Origin of the sequence: Natronococcus amylolyticus DSM 10524 (genome assembly GCF_000337675.1) — an archaeon.
GTDB classification, from domain to species: Archaea; Halobacteriota; Halobacteria; order Halobacteriales; family Natrialbaceae; genus Natronococcus; species Natronococcus amylolyticus.
The window spans coordinates 52,771-59,144 of sequence record NZ_AOIB01000003.1 but is presented as its reverse complement, the minus strand read 5'-3'; the positions used below and the strand labels follow the sequence as shown (position 1 = coordinate 59,144).

Here is a 6,374-nt window from a genome sequence, read left to right as displayed (position 1 = left end):
AGTATGCGTGTCATAGTGAACCTTTGAGTTCGACGTCGCGGGCGTAGTAGACGTACCAGCCCGCGGTCGCGATCATGATGCCGATACCGACGAGCTGCGAGGTCGGTTGCATGAACCCGATCAGCGCGAAGCTCGCGAGCGCGCCCAGCGCCGGGACGACGGGGTACCCCGGGACCCGGAAGTCCGGGTCGTACCACTCCGGCTCGTTTCGGCGCAGCGCGATCAACGCGACGCAGAGCAGCCCGTACATCAGGAGGTGGAGAAACGAGGCGACTTCGGCAAGCAACTCGACGCGACCCGTCGCCGTCAGGACGAGAATCGGCCCGCCGGCCATCCCGAGCGCGACGTGGGGCGTCCCGTAGCGGAGGTTGATGCGGCTCGCTCCCCGCGGTAACAGGGCGTCCTTCGAGACGGCGTAGATGGCCCGCGACGTGCTCAGTACCGACGCGTTGGCGCTCGACATCGTCGCGAGCAGGCCGCCGAAGACGATCGCGAACGCGCCGACGGCGCCGAGGTAGTGGCGCCCGACCTCGACCATCGCGGTCTCGCCGAACCCCGCGAGCTGCTCGCTGCCGAACGCGCTCGTCGCGATAAAGATCGTCGCGACGTAGAGCACCCCGACGATCAGCACCGACCCGACCATCGCCAGCGGCAGGTTTCGGCCGGGGTCTTTCATTTCCCCGGCGACGGTCGCTACCTGCGCGAAGCCGAGGTACGAGGTGAACACGAGGGCGGCCGTCGTCAGTATCGGCATCGTGCCGAACGGGACGAACTGCTCGGGTGCGGTCGGCTCGCCGACCAGTCCGACCGCGTCGAGTCCACCGTACGCGAGAAAGACGAACAAAATCGAGAGCAGGAGCGCGACGATCCCGTTCTGGAGCTTCGCCGCGTTCTCGGTTCCCGTCACGTTGAGGACGATGAACCCCGCGCCGAACAGCAACGCTAGCGGGATGACCAATCCTTCGCCGATGGCGACGCCGAGTTCCGCGAGCGTGTCGACCGCGTAGTAGCCGAAGCCGACGAGATAGAACGCCGTCGCGAACACCAGTCCGAACCACAGCGAGAGGCCGACGACGGCTCCGGCGAGGGTACCGAGCCCGCGGGAGATGAAGTAGTATCCCCCGCCGCTTTTCGGCATCGCCGTCGCGAGTTCGGATGCCGGCAGCGCGACCAGCAGGGCGACGACCGCCCCGATAGCGAAGGAGGCTGCCGCGGCGGGGCCCGCACGGCCGGCCGCCAGCCCGGGAAAGACGAAGATTCCGGCGCCGATCATCGTCCCGATACCGATCGCGAGCCCGCCGGAGAGTCCGAGCGTTCGCTCGAGTTCGGCGTCGTCGGTGATCGTCGCCTCGTCGGTCTCGATCGCCGGTTCGGCCTGTGGCGACTCGCCCTCGATGTTCGTGCCCCCGGGCGGCGGCGGATCGTCCATACGGCAAGTAATCCTAGCGAGACGTATATTTTTACTCCGAACGGTCGCTCGACTCGAAGATGAAGCGTCGGTTCAGAACAGCAACCCGCCGATCGGGACCTCTTTCTCTCGATCGGGCTCGACGAGGATCGGATACCCCTCCTCGTCCGGGACGCCGACGGTCAGCGCCTCGGATTTGAACCCCGCGATCCGGACCGAGCCGAGATTCGTCGCACACAGCACCCGTCGCCCCTCGAGCTCGTCGGGGTCGTAGTGGTGATCCAGCTGCGCTGCGGACTGGATCTCGCCGCCCTCGTCGCCGAGATCGATCCACAGCTTGGTCATCTTCGGCTTGTTCGCCTCGGGAAACGACTCGGCCTCGAGTACGTCGCCGACGCGGATCTCGACGTCGAACGGGTTCTCGACCATACCTCGAGAGGGTCCGCCGTTCCCATAATTCTACGCCAGCGGGCAGATTCTCCGTCGTCGGTCGAGCCCACTTCTCGGACGAAGCTTCAATACAGAAGAAAATAATACTCTGACATTAACCGTCGCCCCCTCCTCCGCTCGATTGTCGGCGCCTCGATCGCGTCGGCGCTCGCGGGCTGTACGTCGTCGCTCGAGACCCGCTTCTCCGATGCGGGTTCGATCGACGACCGCGATCCCGCCCCGCTGACCGACGGAACGAACGCCTGGCCGAGCGAGGGGTTCGATGCTGCGAACACTGGATACAACCCCGACGCCGAACTGCTCGAGGCGGAACTCGCGGCGACTCGACTCACTCGGGACGGCGCCGGCATCGACACCGCGTTCGGCGGCGGGGGCGTCGCGGTCGCCGATGACCGCTGTTACTTCGGAACCGGTTCCGGCGACGTCGTCTGCCAGACCTTCCCCGACGAGCACCGCTGGAAGTACGAGGCCGACCCGGCTGCAGGCGTTCGGTCGATCCCGTCGCTCGCTCGAGACGTGGTCTACGTCAGCTCCGACAACGGAACGTACGCCCTCGATGCCGACGACGGCGAGGAGCTGTGGACGAACGACGACGCGTTCGTCCGCTACGGCTCGTCCGTGCTGACGACGGACCACCTGTACGCGATCGGCGGGGGCGGCGTCCTCGCGCTCGACGTCGAAACGGGCGCCCGCAACTGGAGCGCGGACGCCCCGCACCCGCACGCGCTGGCGGTCGCCGACGGCACGGCGTACACGGCGAGTTCCTCGAGTGCCGAGGGCGCGGCCGCGGTCGCCGACGGCGAGACGGTCTGGACGCGCGACGACCTCGACGACCACCGGGCGGCGCCCGTCGTCGCGGAGGACGTCGTGCTCGTCTGCGACGGCGACGGTCGCCTCGAGGCGCTCGACCGCGAGGACGGATCGACGGGCTGGAGCTACGACCGTCGCGGCAGCGGAGGTGTTACGCCAACCGTCGCCCACGGACAGGTCTACCTTCCGAGCGGAAATGGCCCGCGTACGGTCTGTCTCGACCTCGAGTCGGGCGAGGAGCTGTGGGAGCTCTCGACGGGGCTCACCCGCGGCCAGCCCATCGCCGTCGCCGACGGCGTCTACGTCGGCACGCCCAACGAGGGGTTGTTCGCGGTCGAATCCGACGGCACGGTCCGGTGGCACGCCGAGGAGCTCCGCGTCGACGGGAACGTGGCGGCCGTCGGCGACACGCTCTACGCGGTCGCGTTCGGTGGCCCGTTCGGAAGCGGGGATCTGTACGCGCTCGAGACCGCCGACGGGGCGTAATTCTGTTCCGGCTCACTCGAGTCGATCGCACAGCTCGAGTGTCCGATCCGCCAGCGTCTCGGCATCCTCGGCGACGAGCTTTGTCGTCGCCTCCCGCCCGACGTCGGCGCGAGTGATCACCGCGACGGGCGACGCCTCGCGGTCGGCGAAGACGCCGTCGAGCGGTTCGCTGCTGTCCCCGTTCTCGACGATGATCAAGTCCAGTTCCTCGAGTACATCCTCGATCTCGTCGTCGAACCGGCAGTTCACTGCGAATCGCAGCTCCGGCGCGGACTCGCGGGCCGCCAGCAGAACGTCGGCCAGGTGGCTCGAGGCGCCGAAGCGAACTCCGCGGTTCGGGTGGACCCCCTCGAGCGTGCGCGTGATCCGCCCCTCGACGGCGGCCGTCTCGGCGGGCGATTCGGCGTAGGGGGTCGCACCGACGACGTTCATGCCGACTTCGGGGACGAGCCGCGAGACGTCGCGATCGACGAACCGGTCGACGACTCGCTGGACCGCCTCGGCGGTCGGCTCGCGGGCGGCCGCGTTCCGCAGGTCGACGGCGTGGTTGACTGCGCCGTGGCCCTCGCCGACGTTGGAGTAGTACCGGACTGCCCGTGCAAGGAAGTCGGTCGCGCCCTCGACAGCCGACTCGAGGGACTCACCCGTCGCCAGCCGGGCGGTGATTGCCGCGGCCAGCGTGCAGCCGGAGCCGTGGGTCGCCTCGGTGCCGACCCGCGGGTGTTCGAACGTCCTGACCTCCCCTGCGGTGACGAGTCGGTCCCGGACCGTCTCGCCGGGGACGTGCCCGCCCTTCACGAGGACGGCGTCGACGCCCGTCTCGAGGATCGCCTCGCCGGCCTCGCGGGCGCTCTCGGCGTCGGTCACCTCGACTCCCGACAGCACCTCGGCCTCGTCGGCGTTCGGGGTCGCGAGCGTCGCTTCGCTCAGGAGATCCGCGTAGGCGCGCTCGGCCTCGGCCTCGAGCAATCGATCGCCCGAGGTCGCGACCATGACCGGGTCGACGATCAGCGGGAACTCGAACTCGGGAGCGCGGTCGGCGACCAGCCGAACGATCTCGGTGGTCGCGAGCATCCCCGTCTTCGCCGCACCGACCGCGAAGTCGCCGGTGACGGCCTCGAGCTGGGCTTCGACTTCCTCGAGGGGAAGCACGAACGACGACTCGACGCCGCGGGTGTGCTGGGCGGTGACTGCGGTGATCGCCGACGTGCCGAAGACGCCGTGGGCGGCCATCGTCGCGAGATCGGCCTGAATCCCTGCGCCGCCGCCGGAGTCGCTGCCCGCGACCGTTAGCGCTACCGGACGGGAATCGGGTGCTGGCGCTCTCATAGGTGTGGCTACCGCTCCGTTGTACTAATCGGTAGTGGTCGACACAACGGAGTGTCGGCGTCGAGGGGTAACGGAGTCTCGAGGGCTCGGTCGTTCGTCCCGTCGCGGACGGGAGTTCGACTGCCCGGCCGCAGGACGCGAACTCGTCAGCTACCGTCCGCCGTACCACTCGGCGAACGCCTCGAGCGCCCGCCCGCGGTGGGAGATGGCGTTTTTCTCCTCGGTGTCCATCTCGGCGAACGTCCTCCCGTTGTACTCGAAGATCGGATCGTAGCCGAACCCGTCCTCACCTCGGGGAGCGACCAGGGTGCCCGCGACCGCACCCTCGAACGTCTCCGTGCGCTCCTCGTCGGCGTAGGCAAGCACCGTCCGAAACCGGGCCCGCCTGCTCTCCTCCTCGCTCGCGAGCCGCCAGACTCGCTCGATTCCGAGCGTGTCCTCGACGTATGCCGAGTACGGGCCCGGAAAGCCGTCGAGCGCCTCGACGAACAGTCCCGTGTCGTCGACCAGCACTGCCCCCTCGCTTCCGAGCTCGGCGTAGGCCTCCTCGGCCCCGCGGGTGACGATCTCCTCGAGCGAGTCGCTCTGGAGTTCGGCGTAGTCGTACTCGACCTGCTCGACGGTGTCGATCCCCTCGAGGTAGTCGCGGGCTTCTGCGACCTTTCCCTCGTTGCCCGTAACGAATCGGACGGTCATGTACGAACCACCGTTCAGGCGCGTCAAAGCCTCGTCGGTCCCGCGACGCGAGCGACGACCCCGTCGCCACCGACCGCTACTCGCAACACTTTCGTCGGTGTACTGATTTACTCGGCCTGTGAGTAATACTGACACCGTCCGGCTCGGGGTAGTCGGGCTCGGATTTATGGGACAGACCCACGCGACCAACGCCGAGACGCTCGGCCACGAGGTTGTCGCGGGTGCCGACCTGATCGAGCCGGCCCGCGAGGAGTTCGCAGAGACCTACGGCGCGACGAGCTACGAGGGGTTCGAGGCCATGTACGACGCCGAGGATCTCGACGCGGTCGCGGTCTCGACGCCCAACGCCTTCCACGAGGAGGCGGTCGTCGCCGCCCTCGAACGGGGGTACGACGTCTTCTGTGAGAAGCCGCTGGCGAGCGACCTCGAGAGCGCCGAACGGATCGCCGACGCGGCCGTGGAGTCGGAGGGGTTCTGTATGGTCAACTTCCACAACCGCGTCTCGACGGCGACGGAGGTGTTCAAAGACCACCAGGCGGAGGGGTTCTTCGGCGAGATCACCCACGTCGACGCGAACTACGTCCGCCGACGCGGCATCCCCGGCGTCGGCTCGTGGTTCACCAACCGCGAGCTTTCGGGTGGCGGCGCCGTCGTCGACATCGGCGTCCACGCGATCGACTACGCGCTGTACCTGATGGACTACCCCGACGTCGAGGAGGTCTTCGCGGTCACCCGCACGGAGTTCGGCCACCGCGACGACTACGTCGATCCGGGCGACTGGTACGACGAGACCGACGAGGCGGTGTTCGACGTCGAGGACTCGGCGACGGCGATGATCCGCTGTGAAGACGACCGGACGATCTCGCTCGAGGTCACCTGGGCGGCGAACCAGGAGGAAACCAACGACTTCGTCGTTCGGGGAACCGAGGCGGGCGCGGCGCTCGAGCTCGGGGGCGAGGAGCTGACGCTGTATCAGGCGGGCACGCAGGGCACCGACCACCTCTTCGACTCGACGCTGACGGGCGGCTCGCTCGACCGAACCGGATGGGAGGGCAGCGACGAGCGGTTCCTCGAGGCCGTACAAACGGGCGAACCGCCGGCGCTGAACACCGCCGAACATGCCCTGACGGTCCAGCGCGTGATCGACGCGATCTACCGTTCCGGCGAGAAAGGGACGTCCGTGTCGGTCGAATAG

General features: G+C 68.2%; 6 protein-coding genes. 2 read left to right on the top strand and 4 right to left on the bottom strand.

Going from position 1 to position 6,374, the window contains the following annotated elements:
• Positions 1 to 10: 10 nt before the first annotated feature.
• Complete coding sequence (locus tag C491_RS00470; RefSeq protein ID WP_005552925.1) at positions 11 to 1,429, bottom strand: APC family permease; 1,419 nt, start codon at positions 1,427 to 1,429, stop codon at positions 11 to 13.
• 72 nt (positions 1,430 to 1,501) lie between these two features.
• Entirely contained in the window at positions 1,502 to 1,837 is a 336-nt protein-coding gene (locus tag C491_RS00465; RefSeq protein ID WP_005552924.1) for a tRNA-binding domain-containing protein, read from the bottom strand.
• A 114-nt stretch (positions 1,838 to 1,951) separates the two neighbouring features.
• Between C491_RS00465 and C491_RS00460 the strand changes: the two genes are divergently transcribed.
• The gene (locus tag C491_RS00460; RefSeq protein WP_049891341.1) at positions 1,952 to 3,154 is read left to right on the top strand and encodes an outer membrane protein assembly factor BamB family protein; all 1,203 of its coding nucleotides are present in this window, start codon (positions 1,952 to 1,954) and stop codon (positions 3,152 to 3,154) included.
• 12 nt (positions 3,155 to 3,166) lie between these two features.
• On the opposite strand, the gene thiD is transcribed toward C491_RS00460, so the two are convergent.
• Positions 3,167 to 4,483 (bottom strand): bifunctional hydroxymethylpyrimidine kinase/phosphomethylpyrimidine kinase, encoded by a 1,317-nt coding sequence (gene thiD, locus C491_RS00455; protein ID WP_049891340.1) that lies wholly within the window; start codon positions 4,481 to 4,483, stop codon positions 3,167 to 3,169.
• A 150-nt stretch (positions 4,484 to 4,633) separates the two neighbouring features.
• Positions 4,634 to 5,179, bottom strand: coding sequence for an XTP/dITP diphosphatase (locus tag C491_RS00450; protein ID WP_005552920.1), 546 nt, complete (start codon positions 5,177 to 5,179; stop codon positions 4,634 to 4,636).
• 118 nt (positions 5,180 to 5,297) lie between these two features.
• Here C491_RS00450 and C491_RS00445 point away from each other — a divergent pair, with 118 nt between their 5' ends.
• Positions 5,298 to 6,374 carry a Gfo/Idh/MocA family protein gene (locus tag C491_RS00445; RefSeq protein WP_083909273.1) on the top strand — a complete coding sequence of 359 codons (1,077 nt, stop codon included), beginning with the start codon at positions 5,298 to 5,300 and terminating at the stop codon, positions 6,372 to 6,374.